This is a genomic window from Kitasatospora sp. NPDC001095 (assembly GCF_053598615.1).
The window spans coordinates 17,671-38,979 of record NZ_JBSFKQ010000052.1 but is presented as its reverse complement, the minus strand read 5'-3'; the positions used below and the strand labels follow the sequence as shown (position 1 = coordinate 38,979).

Below are 21,309 nucleotides of genomic sequence, written 5' to 3'. Positions count from 1 at the left end.
TCAGATGGGCGTGCGAGTGACGACGGCGTCGGTCGCGGACGGCGACAAGGCGGCCTTCTGGAGCGGGGCGGTCTCACGGTCGCTGGTGCCGCTGGAGGTGCACCCGCTGACCGGGCGGCCGTTCGAGGGGCTCCTGGAGTCGCACCGCCTCGGGTGCGTGCGGATCTCCACCCTGGAGGCCGATGCGGCCCGGCTCTCCCGCACGGCGGCACTGATCGCCCGGCCCCCGCGGAGCGAGCCCCAGGTCGGGGTCGGCGTGCAGGTGGCCGGCCGGGCCGTCCTGGAGCAGGACGGGCGCTGCGCCGAGGTGCCGCCGGGCGGGCTGGTGCTGTACGACACGGCGCGCCCGTACGAGGTGGACTACCCGGAGCGGTTCCGCATCCACCTGTTCCACCTGCCGCGCCGGCTGCTGGGCGTGCCGGAGAACGACCTGCGGCACGCCTCGGCGACGGCCGTAGGCCCCACGGAGGGGTGCGGGCCGGTGATCCTGCCGTTCCTGGACGTCCTCGCCGCCTGCGCGCACTCCTACCCCGCGCCGGTCGGCGACCGCCTGGCCGGCAGCGTCGCCGACCTGGTCACCGCACTCGTCGCCCGGCTGGCGCCGCCCCGGGCCGCCGACGAGCCGGGTGCCGCGACCGCGCACCTGCTCCGGCGGGTGCGGGAGTACATCGACCGCCACCTGGGCGACCCGCAGCTGTCCCCGGAGAGGATCGCCCGTGCCCACCACCTGTCCGTGCGCCACCTGCACCGGCTCTTCGAGGGCGAGGGCGTGACGGTGAGCCGCCTCGTGCAGCAGCTGCGCCTGGAGGCCGGCGCCCGGGAGCTGGCCCGGCGCGGCCGCATCGCGCCCACGGTCTCGGCCGTCGCCCGGCGGTGGGGTTTCGTCAACGCGGCGCACTTCAGCCACAGCTTCCGCGCCGTGTACGGCGTCTCGCCGCGCGAGTGGCGCGCGCGTCCGGACGGCGCGGACACCGGCGACGTGGGCCCGCATGAGGCACGCCCGCAGGGCGCCACCATTTTTCTCCCACCCGCCGCCCCGACGACGTTGCACCCGAGCGGCACCGTCGCATCCCGTCACAACCGAATTGCGTCACCGCCTTGACTGGTGACGTGCCGAGTTGCCACCATTGCATCATCGGCCGAGCCGGTGATGCTCCGGGGGTTCGAGTGCATCGCCGGACAAGGTCGGACGCCGATCCGATCCAGATGGGGAGCACCAGTCATGGCAGTCAGCTACACCGCCGTCGTCGACGTCGACGGTGAGGGCCGCAACGGCGGCCGGGTCCGTTCCTCCGACGGTCTGCTGGAGACCGGTCTCGCCATCCCGAAGGAGTTCGGCGGCGCCGGCACCGCGACCAACCCGGAGCAGCTCCTCGCGGCCGGCTGGGCGGCGTGTTTCCTCGGGGCCGTCCGCCGGGCGGCCGGCGACCGCAAGGTCCGGCTCACCAGCACCAGCATCACCGCCGAGATCACGCTGAACCACGGCGACGACGACGCCTTCTCGCTCTCCGCGGTCCTCCGCCCCGTACTCGGCGGCGTGGACCAGGCCACCGCCGAGGAGCTGGCGCAGGCCGCCCACCGGATCTGCCCGTACTCCAAGGCCACCCGCGGCAACATCCCGGTCGTCATCCACGCCGGCGTCGTTGCCTGACCCACCCCCTGAACGCGGGCCCTGTGCCTGTTTCCCCCGTCCGGCACGGGGCCCGCTCACACCCGCACACTCACACGTACGCACACCGTCGACCGGAGGGCGAAGGGCGATGGCTTCCTCGACGCACACATGTCTCCGGGTGGCCGGACGTATCCGTCACGCCCTTGACCGGTGTTCCGGCGCCTCCGGCGGGCAGCGACCCCGGGGGAGCGGCCGTGGCCGGACGCCGCGCAGCTGAGGAGCTGGGCGGAGACCGTCGAGCTGCTGGGGTACGGCCCCGGGGCCTCGTTCTTCGTGGGAGTCCGGGGGCCGGCCGGTCAGGCGGCCAGGCCCGCGCGCACCAGGGTGTACATCACGGAACGCTGCTGCTTGTGGCGCCGGACGCGCCCCCTGGCGACGAGGGACTCCAAGGTGTTCCGCACGACCGGGGGCGTCGGATTGCGCTTCGGGTACGTCGCCATCAGCTCGTCGCGCAGGTCCTTCGCCAGGCACGGTTCCTCGTGCCGGCCCAGCAGTTCCGCCAGCAGGTCGCCGAGCAGAGGCCGGTGCGAAGTTCCCTTCGCACCGGCTTTCGCCGTGCGGGCGGCCGGGGCGGCCGGGGCGGCCGGGGCGGCCGGGGCGGTGGGGACGGCGGCGGGCTTCCACCGGCGTCCGCCCGGAAGGAAGCGCCCCCGGTCGGAGCGCCCCTCGTGGCGCTCGGCCACAAGGCTCCCGGGGCTACCGGGCGCCGGCCGCGGACGGCGTCTTCTCGGACGGCGACTTCTTCCGTGCGCGGTAGGCGGCGGCCTTGATCTTGTTGCCGCAGGACTCCATGCCGCACCACTGGCGGCGCATGCCCCGGGAGCGGTCGATGTAGATCCGGGTGCACTCCGGGTTGCCGCACTCCTTCATCAGCGGGACGTCCGGACCGCTGAGGAGTTCGACCGCCTGCCGCGCGACGGTCGCCAGCGCCTGCTCGGGGGTCGCCTCGTTGTGCCGCCCGGTCATGGTGAGCTGCGGCGTCACGGGCGTCTTGCGCGCGGCGGCGTTGAGCACGGCGAGCGCCTCGCGGTCGAACGGCTCGTCGAGCCGTCGGTTGGTGACGAGCCGGTAGATCGCCTCGCGGACGGTCGTCGCCTCGCGGACGTCGTGCTCGTCACCGGGCGTGATGGTGTCCGCGAGCCCTGAGTCCAGGTACCAGGCGTTCAGGCGCTCCGGCGTCACGAACATCTCGAACCGGACCGTGCGCCGGGCACGGAGCGTAGCGGCGAAGTCCAGGGCGGGGTGCCCGCAGACGAAGACATGGTCAAGGTTCACATCACCATGCTGACAGGTGACTGCGCGGCGGTGCAATAACGCGGGGCGCCGACCGGGTCGAGCCGCAGCTCGCGCCCCTGCCAGCGCCGGCGCAGCCAGCGGTCGTGACTCGCGAGGACGATCGCTCCGGGACCGGTGCCGAGTGCTTCCTCCAGATCGTCGCACAGGCGCGGGGAGAGGTGGTTGGTGGGTTCGTCGAGCAGCAGCAGCCTGGGTGGGGCGGCGACCAGGAGCGCCAGCGCGAGGCGTCGGCGCTGCCCGACGGAGATCCGGCCGACGGGCTTGTCCAGGTCCGCGGGGTGCAGCAGACCGAGGGACACCAGCGGCACCCGCTCGGCCCGGGCCGAGCCCAGCGCCAGCAGGTAGGTGTCGCGGACGGTGCGGTCGGGCCGGTCGAACACGGTGTCCTGGGTGAGCAGGCCGACCGTCAGCCCGGGCCGCCGGTGCACCGTGCCCCGGGCGGTGAGGTGTCCGGCGAGCACGGCGAGCAGCGTGGACTTGCCTGTCCCGTTGCCGCCGGTGACCAGCAGCCGGTCGTCGGCCGCCACCTCCAGACCGTCCAGCGCGAGCCGCCCCGGCACCCGGACGTCCCGGAGCGACACCAGTGGCCGACGGTCCTCGCCGGCGCCCGCGGCCGGCAGCCCGGCGTCCGCGGCCGGCGCCCCGACGGCGAACCGCAGCGGGCGCGGCGGCTCGGGGACCTGCGCGCGCTCGAGCTCCTCCAGCCGCCGGGTGGCGTTGCGCACCCGGCGGGAGACCTGGTTCTGCACCCGGCCCGCCCGGTGGCCGTAGCCCATCTTCTCGTGGTCGCGCGGCCCCCGGTCCGGGGCGACCAGGTGCGCCGTCACCCCGGCCGATCGGCGCAGCTGCGCCAGCTCCAGCTGCTCCTCGGCGTACCGCCGCTCCCAGCGCGCCCGCTCGGCGCGCCGCTCGCCCAGGTAGGCGCTGTAGTTGCCGCCGTAGCGGACCGGCCCGTCCACCGCTGGGTCCAGGTCGACCAGGTCGGTGCAGACGGCGTCCAGGAACGCCCGGTCGTGGGAGGCGAGGACCACGGTGCCGGGCAGGGCGCGGAGCTGCTCCTCCAGGAAGGCGGCGCCGCCGTCGTCCAGGTGGTTGGTCGGCTCGTCCAGCAGCAGCGCCGACGGCCGGCGGACGAGCAGCGCGGCGAGCGCCAGCCGACCGCGCTGCCCGCCGGACAGCGAGCCGAGCGTGCGGTCGTGCCCGAGCGCGCCGAGGCCCAGCCCGTCGAGGACCAGGGCCGCGCGGCGGTCGGCGTCCCAGGACTCCCGGTTCTGCGCCAGCTCCAGCCGCCTGCCGTAGGCGTCCAGGAGGTCCGCGTGGCCGGGGTCGGACTCCGGGACCCGGGCGATCTCCGCGCCGAGCCGGTCCAGCTCCGCGAGGTCCTCGCGGGCCTCGCGCAGCGCTTCGTCCAGCACGGCGGCGACCGTCGCCCCGGGCTCGTGGGGCAGCTCCTGGTGGAGGAAGCCGAGGTCCTCGGGGCGGGAGACGCTTCCCGCGTCGGGTCGGTCCACGCCGGCGAGCACCCGCAGCAGGGTGGACTTGCCGGCGCCGTTCTCCCCGATCAGGCCGATCCGGTGGCCGGGGGCAGCGGTCAGGCCGACGCCGTCGAGGACGCGCCGGCCGCCGAGGTTGCGGACGACGTCGTGGGCGAGCAGGGCGTGCTGGAGCACGGGGAAACCTTCCGACGTGGGGGTGGGGGCCGCCGGGCACGGGGGCTCGACGGCCCTGGGCGCGGGCCGTGTCACACGTCGGCGGCTCACACCGCGGGCGCCCCGGTCTCCTTCAGCGTGCCGTCGGCCAGCCGGAGCCAGCGGTTCACCCCGATCTCGGCGAGGAACCGCTCGTCGTGACTGACCACCAGGAAGGCGCCCTGGTAGGAGTTCAGGGCGCTCTCCAGCTGGCCGGCGCTGATCAGGTCGAGGTTGTTGGTCGGCTCGTCGAGTAGCAGCAGGTGCGGGGCGGGCTCCGCGCACAGCACGCAGGCCAGGGTGGCGCGCAGCCGCTCACCGCCGGAGAGCACCCCGACCGGCAGGTGCGCCCGGGCGCCGCGGAACAGGAAGCGGGCGAGCAGGTTCATCCGCTCCGTCTCGGGCCGCTCGGGGGCGAAGGCGGCGAAGTTCTCCGCCACGGTGCGGTCGAGGTCCAGCAGGTCCAGGCGCTGCGAGAGGTAGGCGATCCGCCCGCCGTTGCGCGTGATCTCCCCGCCGTCCGGGACGAGTTCGCCGGTGACCAGCTTGAGCAGGGTGCTCTTGCCCGCGCCGTTGGGCCCGGTCAGCGCGATCCGCTCGGGGCCGCGGACGCTGAGGTCGACGCCGCCGTCGGCAAACACCGGCCGACCGGCGTGGCGGACCTGCAGGCCCTCGCCGAGGAAGAGGTTGCGTCCGGCGGGCACCTGGGTGTCGGGCAGGTCCAGGGAGAGGCGCTGCTCCTCGCGCAGGGCGCGCCCGGCCTCGTCGAGCCGGGCCCTGGCCTCGCTGACCCGGGCCGCGTGCATCTGGCCGGCCCGGCCCGCGGACTCCTGGGCGCCGCGCTTCATGTTCCCGGCGAAGATCCGGGGCAGGCCGGCGTTCTTGAGGTTGCGGGCGGCGTTGCTCTGGCGCCGCTCGGCGCGTTCGCGGGCCTGCTGCATCTCCCGCTTCTCCCGCTTCAGCTCCTGCTCGGCGTTGCGGACGTTCTTCTCGGCGACCTCCTGCTCGGCCTGCACGGCCTCCTCGTAGGCGGTGAAGTTCCCGCCGTAGAAGCGTAGTTCGCCGTTGCCGAGTTCGGCGATGTGCTGCATCCGGTCGAGCAGCGCGCGGTCGTGGCTGACCAGCAGCAGGCAGCCGTTGAAGTCCTCGAGCGCGTCGTGGAGCTTGTGCCGGGCCTCGGCGTCGAGGTTGTTGGTCGGCTCGTCGAGCAGCAGGACGTCGGGGCGCTTGAGAAGCTGGGCGGCGAGGCCGAGGGAGACGATCTGGCCGCCGCTGAGCGTGCTCAGGCTGCGGTCCAGGGCGAGGCCGGTCAGGCCGAGGCGGTCGAGCTGGGCGCGGGTGCGCTCCTCGATGTCCCAGTCGTCGCCGATGGTGGTGAAGTGCCGCTCGTCGACGTCCCCGGACTCGACGGCGTCGATGGCGCGGATGATCCCGGCGATGTCGAGCACCTCGGCGACGGTGAGGTGGGAGGTCAGGGGGAGGCTCTGGCGGAGGTAGCCGAGCCTTCCGGTGACCGTCACCGAGCCGGTGGCGGGCTTGAGTTCACCGGCGATCAGCTTGAGCAGGGTGCTCTTGCCGGCGCCGTTGGGGGCGACCAGGCCGGTCCGCCCGGCGGGCACGGTGAAGGACAGGTCGTGGAAGACCCGGGTGTCGTCGGGCCAGGCGAAGGAGAGGTTGGAGCAGACGACGGCAGCGTCGGACACGGAGATGACCTCGAAGGGAATGAGGGCAGGAAGGTAGACCTCTGCCCTGGGCAGACGTGCGGAAAGTGGGTACGACGAAAAGGACCACCCGGCGACGGCGCTCCTGAAGCACCGGCCGATGGCCGTCAGATCCGGATCTCACCCGGAGATGTCGTCGTCACCCGCCACGTCTGCCACTCCTCGATCACGAACTACTAGGTCCCGGCCACTGTAGCAGGCGTTCCGGAGGCGGCAACTTCCTTTTCCGGTGCCCTCGTTCGCCCCGGCCCGAGCCTTCCGTCGCCTCGTTGACAGGCCGGGCGCGGCCGTGCCAGCATCGTCACCAGTTGAACCGGTGACGGAGTCGAGGCGGCTCGATCGTGTTCACACGTGTGAACCGCCCGCGACCGGGCCGGCCGTGGACGGCCGCCCACCGGGACCGTCGCCACCCCGAAGGAGCGCAGTGACCATGGCGGGAAAACCGAAGCGGAGGGCCGAGGGTGCACCCGTGGGGAGGCGCGCGGTCCTGGGCATGCTCGGTGCGGGTGCCGCGGGGCTCGCCGCGGCGCCGTACCTCCAGCGCGGCTGGGAGAAGGCGCTGTCCGTCGCCTCCGAGAAGGACGCGACCGGCCTGACCGGGCTGCTGCCCAACCCCGGCGGCTTCCGGTGCTTCAGCGTCGTCGGCTCGGTGCCGCACAAGGACGAGAGCGACTACGAACTGCGGGTCGACGGACTGGTCGAACGTCAGAGGACGTACACGCTGGCGGAACTGCGCGCGATGCCGCAGGCCCGAGTGGTCCGCGACGTGCTCTGCACGGACGGCTGGCGGGTGAACAGCACCCCGTTCGAGGGGGTGCCGCTGGCGGACCTCCTCGATGCCGCCGGAGTGCGGTCCCCGGGCGCGGCGGTCCGCTTCACCTGCTTCGACGGCGAGTACACCGAGAGCCTCACCCTGGAACAGGCCCGCCGCGCGGACGTCCTGGTGGCGCTGAACATGCAGGACAAGCCCCTCACCCACGCGCACGGCGGACCGGTCCGCCTCTACGTGGCACCCATGTACTTCTACAAGTCGGCCAAGTGGCTGTCCGGCATCACGGTCACCGACGAGGTCGTCCCCGGCTACTGGGAGGAGCGCGGCTATGCCGTCGACGGCTGGCTCGACGAAGCCGACCAGCGCCCCGAAGCGGCCTGAACTCCCGGACCGGGTCCGCAGGTTCGGCGCCGCCGAGCGAATGGTCCACCGGGCCACCGGCATCCTGATGCTGCTCTGCCTGGCCTCCGCGGCCTGCCTGTACCTCGGGCCGCTGGCCCAACTCGTCGGGCGGCGCTTCCTGGTGGCCACCGTCCACAAGTGGTCGGGCATCCTGCTGCCGCTGCCCCTCCTGCTCGGGCTGCTCTGCGCCGAGTTCCGCGCGGACCTGCGCCGGATCAACCGCTTCGCACCGTACGACCGCGAGTGGCTGCGGGCCGTCCGCAGGCGCTGGACGTGGCCGGAGGCCCGCCCGGCCGGCAAGTTCAACGCCGGGCAGAAGCTCTTCGCCGGCTGGATCGCCGGCGCCGTGCTGGTGATGGCCGCCACCGGTCTGCTGATGTGGTTCAGGGGCCTGCTGCCGTTCGTCTCCCGCACCAGCGCGATCTTCGTCCACGACGTCCTGGCCTGGGCGATCGCCCTCGTGCTGTACGGCCATCTGCGCAAGGCGTTCCAGGACCCGGAGGCGAGGCGCGGGATGCGCACCGGGTACGTCAGCCGTGCCTGGGCGCAGCGGCACCACGCCCGGTGGCTGTCCCGGGACCGGACCGACTCCTGACGTCCCGATCACCGCCGGTCATCGATCACCCCCAGTCATCCCCCCTGCTCGACACCCCGGCTTCCGAACGCCCCTTTCTCGACCGAATCCTTTTCCACCGAACGCACTTGGACGGGACACCCATGAAGAGATTCCTGATCGTGCTGGCGACCGGCGCCGCGCTGGCCGCCGTGAACCTGCCGATGGCGGCGGCGGACACCCGGAGCGCCGCCGCACCCACGACGTTCAGCTGTACGGCGCCGTCCGTGCAGGCCCCGGCCGGCACGGCGGTGGAGTCCGTGACGGCGCTCCGGCGCGAGGGTGGCACCATCGACGGCACCGGGGTGGTGGGCGGCACGGTCACCGGGGTCCCGGCCTTCTGCGAGGTGACCGTCACCCTGACCCACCCCGGCGACAACGACCATGCCGAGGTCTCGACCTGGCTTCCCGTCAGCGGCTGGAACGGCCGCTTCCAGGCGCTCGGTGGCAGCGCCTTCGCGGTCGGGGACAACGGCGTCGGAATGGGCACCGCGGTCAAGAACGGGTACGCCGCGACCACCACCGACGGTGGGCTCGGCGACGCCGTCGACGTCGGCTGGGCGCTGGACGCCAAGGGCGAGGTGAACCGCGCGCTGCTGAAGAACCTCGCGTCCCGCTCCCAGCACGAGGCGTCGATCCTCGGCAAGCAGGTGGTCGCCGCGCACTTCGGCCGGCAGGCCTCCTACTCCTACTTCAACGGGTGTTCCACCGGCGGGCGCCAGGGCTACCTGGAGGCCCAGCGCTTCCCCGACGACTTCGACGGCATCCTCGCCGCCGCGCCCGGCGTCAACTGGGACGAGTTCGAGGTCGCCACGCTGTGGCCGCAGGTGGTCATGAACAACGAGAAGACCTACCCGTCCGCCTGCGAGTTCAAGGCCTTCACCGACGCCGCCGTCGCCGCCTGCGACCCGCTCGACGGCGCCAGGGACGGCCTGGTGAACGACGCGTCGCGATGCGACTTCGACCCGCGCCGGCTGATCGGCACCACGGTGGTCTGCGACGGGAAGGAGCTGACCATCACGGCGGCCGACGCGGCCGTGGTGCGCAAGATCTGGGACGGCCCGCGGAGCACGTCGGGCCGGAAGCTGTGGTCCGGCGTCCCGGTCGGCGCGGACCTGACGGGGCTGGCCGGCACCGTGCTCGGCCCGGACGGTCGGCTGGAGGGCGCGCCGTTCCCGGTGCCCCGGCTCTGGGCGACGACCTTCCTGAAGAAGCAGCCGTCGTTCGACGTCTCGACGATCACCTACGACCAGTTCACCCGGCTGTTCGAGCAGTCCCGGGCCGAGTACGACGAGATCATCGGCACCGACGACCCCGACCTCTCCGCCTTCCGCGACTCCGGCGGCAAGCTCCTGAGCTGGCACGGTCAGGCCGACCAGTTCATCCCCACCCAGGGCACCGTCGACTACCGCCGGCAGGTCGAGCGGACGATGGGCGGCACCCAGCGGGTCGACGACTTCTACCGCCTCTTCCTCGTCCCGGGTGCGGCCCACTGCGGCCTCAACAAGGGCGCCGGCACGGTCGACGACCTCGCCGCGCTGGTGACCTGGGTCGAGCAGGGCAAGGCGCCCCGGACGCTGTCCGCCGGCCTGATCGACGCGGCCGGACAGACCGTCGGCCGCGACCTGTGCCGCTACCCCGAGGTGTCCCGCTACCGGGGCTACGGCGTCACCAGCGCCGCCTCCAGCTTCCGCTGCGTCCTCCCCTCCCGGCACTGATCCCCTCCCGGCCCTGATCCCCTCCGGTGCCCGCCCGGCCCGCGTCCCTCGGCGCGGGCCGGGCCTTTTCGTGTCGGCGCCGCCGCGTGGGCGGTGCGCCGGACGGCCCGTCGGATCACCGTGCGGCGAAGGGGAATGCCGAAGGGGCCGACAGCGGGTGCTGTCGGCCCCTCGGGGTGGGGTCACTTGGCCTGCAGGGGCCCCGCGAAGGACTTGCGCAGGGCCGGGGGAGCGGCGACGGGGAGCAGGGCGGCGAGCATCCTGCGCTTGAGGGTGTCCGGCTGCCGCGTCAGCTGGACGTCGACCCGGGTGCCGTCGGCCTCGGGCGTCATCCGGAAGACCCAGCCGCCGCCGGGGCCGAAGAGCTTGGAGTCGAGGGTGGTGACGGTGACGGTGTCACCGCCGGGCTCCCAGTCGTAGCGGGCGCGTTCCCAGGCGGCGGCGGTTCCCTCGGTGACCTCGGCCCAGGTGTCGCCGAGCGCGTGGACCTCGAAGTGTTCGGCGTCGATCGTCGGCCAGGCCTCGGAGCGGGAGGGGCTGAAGTCGGTCAGCACCGCCAGGACGCCCTCGGTGTCGAGCGTGGAGACGAGATGGAACCGTACGACTGCCATGGTGGGTGTCCTCATCGAGAGTAACTGTTCTGACCGGTGACGCTAGACTTCCATGAGGCTCCGTCACCTGTCAAGGTGGTGACGAATTGGTGTGGCGGGTCACGCCTCCGGGGGAGCGGCCACCCGGCCGAGGGTGTCGCGCAGGGCGGCGCGAGAGGTTGATCGGTTCCCCCGTGTGCCCACGGCTCCTTCCTGCCGGTCCGCGCCGGCCGAGCTCCCGTGTGCCGCCCCGTACACGGCTGTGCCCGGTACCGTCGGGTGGCGGTACCGGGCGCGCGGGCGAGCGGGAAGGGCCGTCAGTGGGCGGTGGCGCGGGCGGCCCGCTCGATGACCTCCGCGACGAGGCGCGGGTGGGAGACCGCGACCGAGTGCGAGGCGGCTACCTCGGTGGTCGCGGCGTGGGCGCGCTCGGCCATGAAGCGCTGCGCGGCGGCCGGGATGTTGAGGTCCTGGGTGGTGACGACGGCCCAGCTGGGCTTGGTCAGCCAGGCGGCGGAGGTGGCCTTCTCCGTCAGGGCGGCCTGTGCGATGGGCCGCTGTCCGGCGGCCATCTGGGCGGCCTGGCCGGCCGGGACGTCGGCGGCGAACTGGTGGCGGAACGCGTCCTGGCGGATGTACAGGTCGGTGGCGGTGGTGCCGTCGGCCTGCGGGTAGGCGACCGGGTCGAGGGCGTCCGGGAGGGTCGAGCCCGGGTACTTGTTCGTCAGCTCCAGGGCGCTCTCCCCGGGGGCGGGCAGGAAGGCGGCCACGTAGACGAGGGCCTTGACCTCGGGGTCGTCGGTGGCGGCCTGGCTGATGACGTTGCCGCCGTAGGAGTGGCCGGCCAGGATCTTGGGGCCCTTGACGTGGTCGAGGACGGTGCGCAGGGCGGCGGCGTCGGAGGCCGGGCCGCGCAGCGGGTCGGCCGCGGCGACCACCGGGTAGCCGTCGGCGCGCAGGGCGGAGATGACGCCGTTCCAGCTGGAGCCGTCGGCGAAGGCGCCGTGCTCCAGGACGATGGTCGGCCTGGCGCGGCCGCCGAAGGCGTCGGCCACGGTCGCGCCGTCGGCGGCGCCGCCGAGGGTGAAGGCGCACAGGGCGAGGCCCGCCGTGAGTGCCGAGACCACGCTCGCCGCCAGCCGTCCGCGTCGGCCCTTGATGCTCACCACGACAGATCCCTCCCAGGTGTTCGGCACGGGGCGGCCGGCATCACCGATATCGTCACCACCCTGACAGGTGATGAGATTGCCGGACATCGGCGTCACCTGTCAAGGCAGTGACGGTCGGGAAGGGGCGTGACTCCCGGAGGGGCGCCGCACCGGGCGCCGCTACGCCGGGACCACCCGGTAGCCCAGGGCCGCCATCGGGAGGTTGGACTGCGCCGGCGAACCACTGGCCCACGCGTACGGGCCGGTGCAGCCGGCGCCCGGGTACAGCACCACGGACGCGGCGCCGTTGGCGATCTGCATCGAGCGGGCGGGCGTCGACAGGGTGTGGCAGGTGTCGAGGTCGGCGAGGTCGACGGTGGTCACCGCTCCCCGTCCGTCGGTGGCCGAGTAGAGGTGCGCGCCCGGCTCCAGCGGCGGCCGGCCGGCGGCCTCGGCCGAGCCCGCGCCGAGCGCGATCAGGGTGGCGGCCAGGGCGGTGGCCACGGCTGCGCCGCGGAGCCTTGCCTTGGGTGTGAGCTTGGGCGTGAGCTCGGGTGTGGACATGCGACCCGGGGTGGCGCCTGAGGGTGGAGTGTGAGGGCGGAGCGGCCCCGGTGTACGACCCGTCGGGGAGAGGCGCCGGATCGACGGGGGAGCGATCCGGCGCCCGGCTCGGAGGCGAGGGCGAGGCCTCGCGGTGCCACCCGGCGAGGGTCGACCGGAACGCAGCGTCACGGCGCGTCCGGATCTGTCGACCTGTCAGCAGATGCTACCGGGGATCTGTTGATCTGTCCATGAGGAGGGGTCGGTGGAAGCCGGCCGGCCTCCTGTGCGGGATCCGCACCGAAGTGCCCTAGCATGGCCCCGTGTTCCTCTCTCGTGACTAGGGCCCCGGACAGCGACCGCACCCCGGTGGTGCGGCCCTTCGGCGTCCCGGTACACCGGCGCGCGGTGCGCGCCAACCTTCGAGGAACCCCTCCATGTCTTCGTCCTACGCGGCGGTCCTGCGCACCCCTGGCGCGGTCCGGCTCTTCGGCGCGGCCCTGATCGGCCGCCTCTCCTACGGCATCGTCCCGCTCTCGCTCCTGCTGGCCGTCACCGGCGCGACCGGCTCGTACGCCCGGGCCGGCTGGCTGACGGCACTGTTCGCCGGCTCCAACGTGCTGCTCTCGCCCGTCCGGGCCGGGCTGGTCGACCGCCACGGCCCGCGCCGGGCGCTGCCGCCGATGGCGGCCGGGTACGCGCTGGTGCTGCTCGCCCTGGCCGCCGCCACCTGGCGTCCCGGCGTCCCGTACTGCGCCCTGCTCGCCCTCGCGGTGGCGGCCGGTGTGCTCGCGCCACCCCTCGGGCCGGTCACCCGGGCGCGCTGGAGCGCCCTGCTGCCCGATCCCGAACTGCGCCGACGGGCCTACAGTCTGGACACCGTCGCCGAGGAACTCCTGTACGTCACCGGCCCGTTGCTGGCCGGCCTGATCGCGGCCGGGACGGCCCGCCCGGGGCTCGGGCTGGTGCTGGGTGCCGTCCTGGTCCTCTCCGGCACCCTCGCCCTGGCCGCCTCGGTGCGCGGCGTGCCGAGTCGGGCGGCCGTGAACCCACCTGCGGCCGCCGACCGTTCGCGCCCCTGGCGGCTGCTCTCCCGGACCCGCCAGCCACTCGCCGCCGCGGCCGGTGCCGGAGCCGGACTCGGCGCCTTCGGCCTGCTGGCGGTGGTCTTCGCCCAGCGGCACGGGCAGCCGGCCGGCGCCGCCTGGGTGGAGGCGGCGCTGGCGGCCGGGAGTGCGGTCGGCGGTCTCGCCCTGGGCTCCCTCGACTGGCGCGCTCCGGCCAGGGTCCGGCTCGCCGTCCTCTCCGCGGCCTTCGGCGGCGCACTGGCCCTGACCGCCGCCGCCCCGACGCTCCCGCTCCTCGCGGCGACCGCCGCCCTGGCGGGCCTGACCGTCGCCCCGACCCTCACCACCGCCTACCTGCTCACCGACGAACTCGCCGAGCCCGGCCGGCGCACCCGGGCCGGCGCCTGGGTCAACGCCTGCTTCAACGCGGGGAGTTCGGCCGGAACGGCACTGGCCGGCCTGCTCGCCGAGCGCCTGCCGCTGCCACTGTGCCTCGTCCTCGCCGCGACCCCGGCCCTGGCCTCCCTCGTCTCCGCCCCCGCCCGGGCCGCCACCCCGCCCGACCGTCGCCCGTCGGTCACGCCCCGCGCGTGATCAGCTCCTTCACGCCCTCCGCGAGGGCCTTGCTGGTCCGCCACCTGCGGAGGAACGGGTCCGTCGCCAGCTCCGCGACGACCGAGGACAGCCAGGCGTCGTCGCCGAGCCGGTCGACGCGCCCGAGATCGACGATGTCGCCCAGCAGTTGCTGCAGCACCGTGATCTCGGGCGCCGGGTACCACCGCCGGTGGTGGACGAACCGGGGGCTCCACCTGTCGTAGGGGTGCCGGACCATGGCGCGCAGGCAGGAGCCGTGGGCGCCGATCGCGGAGCGGTGGCCGCCCGCCAGGAGACCGCCGACCGGTGTGCTGAGGAACCGGCCGCGGGTGACGGCGAGTTGCAGGCTCATCAGGCGCTTCCACGGCACCAGGAACGGCTCGTGCCCGGCGACGCGGTGCTCGAACCCCTCGGGGAGGACGGCGAGGTACGCCCTGCTCCCGTGGTCGCCGATGAACCAGGCCCCGTCGATCCGTACCAGCGGGCCGAGGCCGACCGGCGGCGCGTCGGCGCCGAGCGTGCCGGTGTCCGGCGCGTCGGGGGCAGGCACTTCGGTGTCGCTCACGTCCGAGGCGGTCGACCGGTCAGCGGCGGTGGGGTGGTTGGCGTTCACGGCTCTCCTCAGGACGGGCGGCAGTTGCTCGCCGACCAGGCTTCCCGGTGCACCCCCTGGCCACCATACCCGCCGACCGGGGGTGTTGAGCGGGAGGACGCGAACTTCCCCGCGTCGGAGCCGCCGTGGACGCTACTCCCCGGAGTCCGCGGCGGCGGTGGGCTCGGCCTCGGTCCCGGCCGGAGCCGGAGCGGCCTCCAGCGCCGTCATCCGGGGGAGCAGGAGCAGCACCGCGACCAGCAGGACCAGCAGCAGGGCGCCGCCGACGAAGAGCGGGGTGCGGATGCTGACGGCGGAGGCGATCCAGCCGCTGAGGGCGGCGCCGGTCATGATGCCGAGGCGGCTCAGCAGCATGTAGCAGCTGTTGACCCGGCCGAGCAGTTCCTTCGGTACGGCCTGCTGGCGCAGCGAGATCGCCTGGATGTTCCAGGTGACGATCCCGAAGCCGATCACGCCGTAGAGCGCTGCCACTTCGGCCACCGAGGTGCTCAGGCCCATCAGGATCAGCGAGACGCCCATCAGCAGGAAGGCGAGGGCGATGCGGGTGCCCCGGCCGAGCAGTCGGCTGAGCCGGCCGGCCAGGGTGCTGGCGGCGGTGCCGCCGATGGCGCCGGCCGCGAGCACGATGCCGTAGGAGGCGGCCGGTGCGTGGATGACCTTGGTGACCATCAGGACCATCATGGTGGTGCCCATGAAGCAGGCCAGCGCGCCGAGGGTGGAGAGCACGGCGAGCATCCGCACGTCGCGGTGGTGGAACAGCCAGTCGACGCCCTCGCGGATCTCGGTGAGCACCGGTCGGCGGTCGGCCCGGGTGCGCGGGGCGGTGGAGCGGCCGGTGGCGGCGACCAGGACGGCGGCGAGCGCGAAGGACACGCCGTCCACCGTGAACGGGGAGGCGACGGCCACGGCGAACAGCGCCGAGCCGAGCAGCGGGCCGACCAGGTTGCCGCCGACCAGCATGTTGGCCTGCATCCGGCCGTTGGCGGCGTCGAGTTGGTCGGGTCGGACCAGCTCGGGCACGGCCGAGGTGGCGGCGTTGGAGAAGACCGTCTCGCCGCAGCCGAGCACGAAGGCCAGCGCGGCGAGCGCGACCAGGGGCGGGTCGGCGAGGAAGACCCAGCCGGCGAAGCCCAGGACGACGACGGCGCGTGCGGCGTCGATCGTCCACATCAGCCGCCGCCGGTCGGCCCGGTCGGCGAGGACCCCGCCGTACAGCGACATCACCAGGAAGGGCAGCGACGCGGCGACGGAGACCACGGAGACCGCGCTGGGGGAGTCGGAGACGGCCACCGCCAGCAGCGGCAGGGCGGAATCCCGCATGCCGTCGCCGACCGAGGATATCGCCGACGCGGACCACAGCAGGTTGAACTTCCGGCCCAGTTGGGGGCGGGTCTTGGACGGTTTTTCGGCCACGTCAGCTGAGGTCACCGACGCAGTATGTCATGTCCGCGGAGGACTGTTCGGGTGGTTTCTGAACTGCCCGGGGTGTCCCGAACTGTCCGTGTCGGCAAGGGTGTCGGGCTCATCCGGGGGTGTCCGGAGTGTCCGGTGGGTTCCGGCTTCCGCCGGGTTCCGGGCGCCGGCGCTCCCCCCGGGCGTTCGGCCGAGCCCCGAGACGCCCTTGACCAGCGCCGTCGCCCCGCCGGCCGGGGCCAGGCCCGGCACCACCGGCCGGGCGCGGTGTTCGGGCACCCGGTCGGCGAGCGGCCGGCCGACCACCGCGCCGCCCGCGAGTGCCGCGGCCACCGGCCACCGGGCGGGCCCGGACGGCGCGGGCAGTCCCTTTCCGGCCAGCGAGAAGGCGTTCACCACCACCCCGTGGAGCCGGGCGTCGGGCAGGAGCTGCCGGGCCGTCCAGCCGGTGTTGACGGCGTACAGGGAGACGGCCGGGCCGCCCACCCCGGCGGCCGCGTTCATGAAGCCGCCGGAGGCTCCCGCGACCAGGGCGCCGCCGGTCCCGGGCGGCGCGGCCGCCCGGCCCTTGCACGGCCGTCCGCCCCCTCGGGCCCGCGTGAGCGCGAGCCCGGACGGGGGCGGGGGTCAGTGCTTCGGGAGGGCGTCCGCGGACTCCGGCAGCGGGTAGGCGCCGGCGTCGACCGGGCCCGGCAGGTCGGTCGCCGGGACGCCGGGCGCGCCCGGGTCCGGCAGCGAGGGCTGGGCGGGCGGGGCCGGCACCTGGCTGAACGGGATGCCGGGCGGTGACTGGACCGGGCTGGTGCGGCCGAACGGCGGGGCGGTCCGCCCCTGGACGGCGCAGCCCGCCAGCGTCTCCAGGCCGTCCGGGCTCTGGACACCCGGCTGGTTGCCGGTGAAGCAGTTGCCCGGGTCGGCGGAGGCCAGCACCAGGTCGGTGCCGTTGCCGGTGGCCCGGTTGCCCTCGATCCGGTTGCCGCTCGCCGGGTGCCCGGGCGGGTCGGTGACGACGATGCCGGCCGCGCGGTTGCCCTGGATCAGGTTGCGCCGCACCTGGTTCTCCGTACCGCCGCCGATCCCGATCCCGATGCCGTACGCGCCGTCGGCCTGCTGGGGGGTGTCGGTGGCGTTGTTGTCGGTGACGACGTTGCCCACGATCACCGCGCCGTGCTGCGGGGCGAGGGCCTCGAGGTCGTTGGAGTTGACGGTGACGCCGACCCGGTTGCCGGTGACCCGGTTGCCGACCACGGTGAGCCCGTCGGAGGCGTTGGTGATCTCGATGCCGACGGCGTTGCGCTCGACGGTGTTGCCCCGCACGAGGGTGTCGCAGGGCTTGCACTGGCCGACGTAGATGCCGGAGTCCGCGCCCCCGGAGGCGTACGAGTTCTCGATGATGCCGCCGCGCGCGTCGAAGGCGTAGATGCCGTACAGGCCGTTGTTGTACGCGGTGACGTTGCTGGCCCGGAAGCCCTGGACGACCGGGAAGCGGACGGTGTCCAGCGGGTTGTAGGCGGAGCCGCCGGCGCCGTGCTGCTGGAGCTTCTCGTCGGTGACACCGGTGAACAGCACGCCGTTGGCGAGGTAGCCGTGGACGGTGAGGTTCTCCACCACCGAGCCGGGGCCGGAGGCCGTGATGCCGTTGACCAGCCGCAGGCCGCCGTCCAGGACGACGGTGTTGCGGTCGGTGCCGCGCAGCACGATCTTGGGCTTGGTGAGGCGGACGCTCTCCCGGTAGGTGCCCGGGTCGACCAGCACGGTGTCCCCTTCGCGGGCGACGTCCACGGCCTGCTGGATGGTCGGGAAGTGCTGCGGGACGCGGATGACCGGGCCGTCCGGGTGCTTGGCGTCGGAGGAGGACGAGCCGCCCGAGGAACAGCCGGAGAGAACGGGGACGAGGGCGAGCACGGCGGCGGTGAACAGGGCGGGCAGCCGCCTGACAGTACGGGCCCCGCGGGGGGGAGTTGCGGTCGGGTCGGGATGACGTGTGGTCAAAAGTTGCATACGGCGTGTTCTATCGTCTCCAATGTCGCCCATGCATGCCGAAGCCGGAAAGGCGCACGACCAGCCACCGATCGTCGGGACCGGTGTGGGGCGAAGGGCCCTGATCACGGGCGGGGCGCTGGCGGCCGCCGGGATCGGCGCCGGCGTCACGGCGCTGGCCCTGGACGGCGGCGGCCGCCACGGCGGCGGGACCGGACGGGAGGCGCCGCCGGAGCAGCCCCCCGTGCCCTTCCACGGCGAACGGCAGGCCGGGGTGACGGTCGCGCAGCAGCCGGCCACCCAGCTGCTGGCCCTCGACCTGGCGCCCGCCGCGACCTCGGACGGACGGGCCGCCCTGCGCGGCCTGCTCGGCGAGTTGACCCGGGTGCTGGCCGAGGCGTCGGGCGGCAGCCCGGCGGACGCGCGGCTGCAGGGAGCCCCGCCGGCCCGGCTGAGCAGCCTGGTCGGGGTCGGGCCCGGGCTCGCCTCCCGGCTGGGGCTGAACGTTCCGCCGGTGCTGCTGACCGAGCTGCCCGCCTTCCCCGGCGACCGGCTCGACCCGGCGCGCGGCGGCGGCGACCTGGTGCTCCAGCTCTGCGCCGCGGACCGCTGGCCGCTGTCCGTGGTCGCCGAGCAGGTGGACGCCGTGGCCCGGGCGGCGGGCGCGACGGTGCGGTGGACCCAGTCCGGCTTCCTGGCCCGGACGGCCGGCGGCGCCACGCCGCGCAACCTGTTCGGCTTCAAGGACGGCACGGCGAACCCGGACGGCGAGCAGAGCGGGCAGTGGGTCTGGGGGCCGCCGGGGCCGCACGAGCACGGGACGGTTCTGGTCTACCGCCGGATCAGGATGGACACCGCCGCCTTCGCGGCCCTCCCCGGAGACCGCCGGGAAGAGGTGATGGGCCGCCGGGCCGGCGACGGCGCCCCGCTCACCGGCACGGCGGAACACGACGAGCCGGACATCTACGCCAAGAACCCGGACGGCTCGTACGTCATCCCGGCCACCGCGCACGTCCGCCTCTCCAGCCCCCGGCTGGACGGCGGCGCCCGGATGCTGCGGCGGGGCTACAACTACGACGACGGCCCGGGCGACCGCGGCCTGCTGTTCTGCGCCTTCATGCGCGACCCGGCCCAGTTCACCCGCGTCCAGAACCGGCTGGCCGCGCGCGACGCCCTGAACGCCTTCGTCGAGCACACGGCCTCGGCGGTGGCCTACGTGCTGCCGGGCGCGCCGGAGGGCGGGACACTGGGGGAGGTGCTGTTCGGATGAGCCGGGAGGGGGAGCGGGCCGCCGGCCTCGTCGGCCCAGGAACCGACCGGGAACCGCCCGTGCCCGGTGAGGAAGCGCGCGTGCCCGGTGAGGAAGAACCGCTGTCCGGCGGGAACACGAGCGCCGGCGTGGTCCGGGTCGGGGACACCGTGCGGCGCCCGGCCGGGCCGTGGACGCCCGCGGTGCACGCGCTGCTGGAGCACCTGCACGCGGTGGGGTACCGGGCGGCGCCGCGCCCGCTCGGCCTCGACGCGCAGGGGCGCGAGGTGCTGACGTACCAGCCTGGCCGGGTGCTCTGGCCGGACCGCTTCCACCTGCTGGACCGGTCCGAGCGGCTGGCCGGGGTGGCCCGCCTGATCCGGGAGTTCCACGACGCCGTCCGGGACTTCACGCCCCCGCCGGACGCCCGCTGGCAGGTGCTGATGCCGCCCGACGGCGCCGACATCATCGCCCACAACGACCTCGCCCCGTGGAACCTCGTGGTCGGCGCCGAGCACCAGTGGTCCTTCATCGACTGGGACACGGCCGCCCCCGGCACCCGCCTGTGGGACCTCGCGTACGCGCTGCACGGGTTCCTGCCGCTGTCGGCGCAGCCGGACCGACGGCTCGCCGACGCCGACGCGGCGGCCCGGCTGCGGGTGTTCGTCGACGCCTACGGGCTGGACGAGGCCGAACGGCGCGCTCTGGTACCCCTGTTGGGCCCGCGGACCCGGGCCATGCACGACTTCCTGCGGGACCGGGCGGGCCGTGGCGTCCAGCCCTGGGCGAGGCTCTGGGAGCAGGGGCACGGGGAGGTCTGGCGCGGTGACGCCGAGTACATCGAGCGGCGCCGGGAGCTCTGGCTCGGCGCCCTGCTCGACGGCTGACGCCGAGCGGGGTGCCGAGGGTGCTCCCGGCCGCGGGTCGGGCGGGGATCGGTCGCGGGGCGGCCGCGGGTTGGCCAGGGTCGGCCGCGGGTTACCAGTCCACCGGCAGGCGGGCCGGGCTGCGGGTGGTGCTGCCGAGCTGCCAGGCGAGTTCCGTGACCGGGGTGGTGAGGCGCAGGCCGGGCAGCGCGGTGGCGAGGCGGTGCAGTGACTCGCGCATCTCCAGCCGGACCCGCCAGGCGCCGATGCAGTAGTGCGGGCCGGAGCTGAAGGCCAGGGTGGGGGCGGGCAGCGGGAGGCCGAGGTCGGTGTCGAGGCCCTCGGGGTAGACGGCCGGGTCGCGGTTGGCACTGCCGAGGCTGACGGCGACGACCGAGCCCGCCGGGATGGTGACGTCACCGACCTCGATCGGCGCGATGGTGCGGCGGACGGTGGCCTCGTCGTCGCCGAGCGGGATGTAGTGCAGCAGGCGTTCGGCGGTGTGCTCGGCGACGACCGGGTCGGCGAGGAGCGGCCAGTGCTCGGGGCGTTCGCCGAGCACGTACACCAGGGCGTTCGCGAGCGCCCCGGCGACGCTCTCGTTGCCGCTGGCGGTGAGTCCGGCGACCAGGAAGACGAGGGAGTCCTCGGGGACGCCGCCGTCCTGGTCGGCGGCCCGGACCAGCCGGCTGACCAGGTCGTCGCCGGGCTCGCGGCGCCGGCGGGCGACCAACTCGGCCATGAAGGCACCGAATTCGGCGAGGGTGTCGCCGTGGTCGGCTCCCGCCTGCTGCTCCGGCCCGTTGCCCGGGTCCTCGCCCTGGGCGAGCAGGGCGAGGGTCCAGCGGTGCAGCCGTTCCTCGTCCAGGTGGTCCGGCCCGTCCCCGTCGAGCCCCATCAGCCGGGTGGTGACGGCGAACGGCACCGGCCGGGCGAACGCGGGGACCAGGTCGGCCGGAGGCCCGGCGGTGACCAGCCGGTCCACGGACTGCTGGACGGCGGCGGCGACCCACGGCTGCCAGCCGGCGATGGCGCGCGGGGTGAAGGCCCGTTGGACGGTGCCGCGCAGTCGGCGGTGGGCGGGCCCGTCCTGGTTGAACAGGGATGCCGGGTTGGCGGCCACGTCGGCGGTGGTGCCGGCGGTGCCGACGTCATGCAGGTCGGCCCGGGTGACCCGGGGGTCGCCGAGGACCTGCCGGACGTCGTGGTAGCGGGTGATCAGCCACGCGGGGGTGCCGTCCGGGAGGGTGGTGGGGTGGGGCGGCTGGGCGGGGGTGGTGGGTAGCCGGTGGAGTGGCGGGAGGGTGGTCCGGGGGGCGGCTGTGACGGAGTCCATGGGTCCCTTCGCGGGTTCGGAGGTCCGG

General features: G+C 74.4%; 19 protein-coding genes and 1 pseudogene. 8 read left to right on the top strand and 12 right to left on the bottom strand.

Annotated features, from left to right (window positions below; all coding sequences use genetic code 11):
- Positions 1-4: 4 nt before the first annotated feature.
- Together ACWDBB_RS30320 and ACWDBB_RS30315 are read left to right on the top strand one after the other, a co-directional pair.
- Positions 5-1,102: an AraC-like ligand-binding domain-containing protein gene (locus ACWDBB_RS30320; RefSeq protein ID WP_449792614.1), complete on the top strand. Its 1,098-nt coding sequence runs from the start codon at positions 5-7 to the stop codon at positions 1,100-1,102.
- A 120-nt stretch (positions 1,103-1,222) separates the two neighbouring features.
- Positions 1,223-1,651: an Ohr family peroxiredoxin gene (locus tag ACWDBB_RS30315; RefSeq protein WP_392875088.1), complete on the top strand. Its 429-nt coding sequence runs from the start codon at positions 1,223-1,225 to the stop codon at positions 1,649-1,651.
- 317 nt (positions 1,652-1,968) lie between these two features.
- Here the strand turns inward: ACWDBB_RS30315 and ACWDBB_RS30310 are convergent.
- From ACWDBB_RS30310 to abc-f, 4 genes and pseudogenes are all read right to left on the bottom strand, one after another.
- A pseudogene (locus ACWDBB_RS30310) lies at positions 1,969-2,214 on the bottom strand (hypothetical protein); the annotation flags it as partial.
- A 154-nt stretch (positions 2,215-2,368) separates the two neighbouring features.
- Entirely contained in the window at positions 2,369-2,947 is a 579-nt protein-coding gene (locus ACWDBB_RS30305; protein WP_449792613.1) for a CGNR zinc finger domain-containing protein, read from the bottom strand.
- Positions 2,944-4,638: an ABC-F family ATP-binding cassette domain-containing protein gene (locus ACWDBB_RS30300; protein ID WP_449792612.1), complete on the bottom strand. Its 1,695-nt coding sequence runs from the start codon at positions 4,636-4,638 to the stop codon at positions 2,944-2,946. The genes ACWDBB_RS30305 and ACWDBB_RS30300 overlap by 4 nt, the downstream gene beginning before the upstream one ends.
- 86 nt (positions 4,639-4,724) lie before the next feature.
- Entirely contained in the window at positions 4,725-6,359 is a 1,635-nt protein-coding gene (gene abc-f, locus ACWDBB_RS30295; RefSeq protein WP_449792611.1) for a ribosomal protection-like ABC-F family protein, read from the bottom strand.
- A 448-nt stretch (positions 6,360-6,807) separates the two neighbouring features.
- Between abc-f and ACWDBB_RS30290 the strand changes: the two genes are divergently transcribed.
- The 3 genes from ACWDBB_RS30290 (at position 6,808) to ACWDBB_RS30280 (ending at position 9,882) form a co-directional block, all read left to right on the top strand.
- Positions 6,808-7,530, top strand: a complete 723-nt coding sequence (locus tag ACWDBB_RS30290; RefSeq protein WP_449792610.1) for a molybdopterin-dependent oxidoreductase — start codon at positions 6,808-6,810, stop codon at positions 7,528-7,530.
- Complete coding sequence (locus ACWDBB_RS30285) at positions 7,478-8,146, top strand: cytochrome b/b6 domain-containing protein (protein ID WP_449792609.1); 669 nt, start codon at positions 7,478-7,480, stop codon at positions 8,144-8,146. Before ACWDBB_RS30290 ends, ACWDBB_RS30285 begins: the two co-directional genes overlap by 53 nt.
- Before the next feature lie 122 nt (positions 8,147-8,268).
- Entirely contained in the window at positions 8,269-9,882 is a 1,614-nt protein-coding gene (locus ACWDBB_RS30280) for a tannase/feruloyl esterase family alpha/beta hydrolase (RefSeq protein ID WP_449792608.1), read from the top strand.
- A gap of 182 nt (positions 9,883-10,064) precedes the next feature.
- On the opposite strand, the gene ACWDBB_RS30275 is transcribed toward ACWDBB_RS30280, so the two are convergent.
- The 3 genes from ACWDBB_RS30275 to ACWDBB_RS30265 all read right to left on the bottom strand — a co-directional run bounded on the left by ACWDBB_RS30275 (position 10,065) and on the right by ACWDBB_RS30265 (position 12,184).
- On the bottom strand, positions 10,065-10,493 hold the full coding sequence (locus tag ACWDBB_RS30275) for a hypothetical protein (protein ID WP_449792607.1): 429 nt from the start codon (positions 10,491-10,493) through the stop codon (positions 10,065-10,067).
- Between the two features lie 296 nt (positions 10,494-10,789).
- Positions 10,790-11,641 (bottom strand): alpha/beta fold hydrolase, encoded by an 852-nt coding sequence (locus tag ACWDBB_RS30270; RefSeq protein ID WP_449792606.1) that lies wholly within the window; start codon positions 11,639-11,641, stop codon positions 10,790-10,792.
- Between the two features lie 159 nt (positions 11,642-11,800).
- Positions 11,801-12,184, bottom strand: coding sequence for a hypothetical protein (locus ACWDBB_RS30265; RefSeq protein ID WP_449792605.1), 384 nt, complete (start codon positions 12,182-12,184; stop codon positions 11,801-11,803).
- 416 nt (positions 12,185-12,600) lie between these two features.
- Here ACWDBB_RS30265 and ACWDBB_RS30260 point away from each other — a divergent pair, with 416 nt between their 5' ends.
- Positions 12,601-13,824 carry an MFS transporter gene (locus tag ACWDBB_RS30260; RefSeq protein WP_449792604.1) on the top strand — a complete coding sequence of 408 codons (1,224 nt, stop codon included), beginning with the start codon at positions 12,601-12,603 and terminating at the stop codon, positions 13,822-13,824.
- On the opposite strand, the gene ACWDBB_RS30255 is transcribed toward ACWDBB_RS30260, so the two are convergent.
- From ACWDBB_RS30255 to ACWDBB_RS30240, 4 genes are all read right to left on the bottom strand, one after another.
- The gene (locus ACWDBB_RS30255; RefSeq protein WP_449792603.1) at positions 13,808-14,437 is read right to left on the bottom strand and encodes a hypothetical protein; all 630 of its coding nucleotides are present in this window, start codon (positions 14,435-14,437) and stop codon (positions 13,808-13,810) included. The genes ACWDBB_RS30260 and ACWDBB_RS30255 overlap by 17 nt on opposite strands.
- Before the next feature lie 132 nt (positions 14,438-14,569).
- A complete protein-coding gene (locus ACWDBB_RS30250; protein WP_449792602.1) occupies positions 14,570-15,865 on the bottom strand; it encodes an MFS transporter in 1,296 nt (431 codons plus the stop codon).
- 12 nt (positions 15,866-15,877) lie between these two features.
- A complete protein-coding gene (locus tag ACWDBB_RS30245) occupies positions 15,878-16,354 on the bottom strand; it encodes a hypothetical protein (RefSeq protein WP_449792601.1) in 477 nt (158 codons plus the stop codon).
- A gap of 123 nt (positions 16,355-16,477) precedes the next feature.
- The gene (locus ACWDBB_RS30240) at positions 16,478-17,842 is read right to left on the bottom strand and encodes a right-handed parallel beta-helix repeat-containing protein (RefSeq protein WP_449792600.1); all 1,365 of its coding nucleotides are present in this window, start codon (positions 17,840-17,842) and stop codon (positions 16,478-16,480) included.
- A 40-nt stretch (positions 17,843-17,882) separates the two neighbouring features.
- Between ACWDBB_RS30240 and ACWDBB_RS30235 the strand changes: the two genes are divergently transcribed.
- Together ACWDBB_RS30235 and ACWDBB_RS30230 are read left to right on the top strand one after the other, a co-directional pair.
- On the top strand, positions 17,883-19,100 hold the full coding sequence (locus ACWDBB_RS30235; RefSeq protein WP_449792599.1) for a Dyp-type peroxidase: 1,218 nt from the start codon (positions 17,883-17,885) through the stop codon (positions 19,098-19,100).
- Between the two features lie 80 nt (positions 19,101-19,180).
- Entirely contained in the window at positions 19,181-19,966 is a 786-nt protein-coding gene (locus tag ACWDBB_RS30230) for a phosphotransferase enzyme family protein (protein WP_449792598.1), read from the top strand.
- Positions 19,967-20,057: 91 nt separating this feature from the next.
- Here ACWDBB_RS30230 and ACWDBB_RS30225 read toward each other — a convergent pair whose 3' ends face one another.
- Complete coding sequence (locus tag ACWDBB_RS30225) at positions 20,058-21,281, bottom strand: cytochrome P450 (RefSeq protein WP_449792597.1); 1,224 nt, start codon at positions 21,279-21,281, stop codon at positions 20,058-20,060.
- Positions 21,282-21,309: the final 28 nt, after the last annotated feature.

Coding starts and splice junctions, on each gene's coding strand:
- ACWDBB_RS30290 (WP_449792610.1), top strand. CDS start 6,808: ATGGCGGGAAAACCGAAGCGGAGGGCCGAGGGTGCACCCGTGGGGAGG.
- ACWDBB_RS30245 (WP_449792601.1), bottom strand. CDS start 16,354: ATGAACGCGGCCGCCGGGGTGGGCGGCCCGGCCGTCTCCCTGTACGCC.
- ACWDBB_RS30315 (WP_392875088.1), top strand. CDS start 1,223: ATGGCAGTCAGCTACACCGCCGTCGTCGACGTCGACGGTGAGGGCCGC.
- ACWDBB_RS30265 (WP_449792605.1), bottom strand. CDS start 12,184: ATGTCCACACCCGAGCTCACGCCCAAGCTCACACCCAAGGCAAGGCTC.
- ACWDBB_RS30235 (WP_449792599.1), top strand. CDS start 17,883: ATGCATGCCGAAGCCGGAAAGGCGCACGACCAGCCACCGATCGTCGGG.
- ACWDBB_RS30285 (WP_449792609.1), top strand. CDS start 7,478: ATGCCGTCGACGGCTGGCTCGACGAAGCCGACCAGCGCCCCGAAGCGG.
- ACWDBB_RS30275 (WP_449792607.1), bottom strand. CDS start 10,493: ATGGCAGTCGTACGGTTCCATCTCGTCTCCACGCTCGACACCGAGGGC.
- ACWDBB_RS30320 (WP_449792614.1), top strand. CDS start 5: ATGGGCGTGCGAGTGACGACGGCGTCGGTCGCGGACGGCGACAAGGCG.
- ACWDBB_RS30260 (WP_449792604.1), top strand. CDS start 12,601: ATGTCTTCGTCCTACGCGGCGGTCCTGCGCACCCCTGGCGCGGTCCGG.
- ACWDBB_RS30225 (WP_449792597.1), bottom strand. CDS start 21,281: ATGGACTCCGTCACAGCCGCCCCCCGGACCACCCTCCCGCCACTCCAC.
- ACWDBB_RS30280 (WP_449792608.1), top strand. CDS start 8,269: ATGAAGAGATTCCTGATCGTGCTGGCGACCGGCGCCGCGCTGGCCGCC.